This window comes from Tabrizicola oligotrophica (genome assembly GCF_011008935.1).
GTDB classification, from domain to species: domain Bacteria; phylum Pseudomonadota; class Alphaproteobacteria; order Rhodobacterales; family Rhodobacteraceae; genus Tabrizicola_A; species Tabrizicola_A oligotrophica.
Genome location: NZ_JAAIVJ010000044.1, coordinates 1 through 638 on the forward strand (window position 1 = coordinate 1; position 638 = coordinate 638).

1 protein-coding gene is annotated in these 638 nt (G+C 66.1%); it reads right to left on the reverse strand.

The window, feature by feature from the left end; translation table 11 throughout:
- The coding region (locus G4Z14_RS18755) for a DUF7507 domain-containing protein (protein WP_164628485.1) at positions 1 to 638 on the reverse strand (638 nt) is incomplete at both ends.

A 638-nucleotide genomic window follows, 5' to 3' on the forward strand; every position in this document is an offset into this window, starting at 1 on the left:
TCGGTCTCGTCGCTGTCGGCGGTGGCGGTGTTGTCGACGTCGCCGTCGCCGTCCACCAGCCCGTTCAGGTCGATGCCGTCGCCGTCGATGTCGGCCTGCTGCACGGTGTAGGTCGCCTCGACGGTATGCGTCCCGCCGGGGGCCAGATCGCCGACGAAATGGTCAAGCCCGGTCAGCGGGTCGGTGATCGTCACATTGGTCAGCGTCACGTTGCCGTCATTGGTCACCGTGATCTCATAGGTGATGATGTCGCCCGCCGCGTTCACCACCCCGTCCGGCCCGTCGCCGCCAACATCGGTCACCACCTTGTCGATCAGCAGCACCGGATCGTAGACGATGCCCACCACCTCGCTGTCGGAGACCTCTTCGGTCTCGTCGCTGTCGGCGGTGGCGGTGTTGTCGACGTCGCCGTCGCCGTCCACCAGCCCGTTCAGGTCGATGCCGTCGCCGTCGATGTCGGCCTGCTGCACGGTGTAGGTCGCCTCGACGGTATGCGTCCCGCCGGGGGCCAGATCGCCGACGAAATGGTCAAGCCCGGTCAGCGGGTCGGTGATCGTCACATTGGTCAGCGTCACGTTGCCGTCATTGGTCACCGTGATCTCGTAGGTGATGATGTCGCCGGCCGCGTCGACCAGACC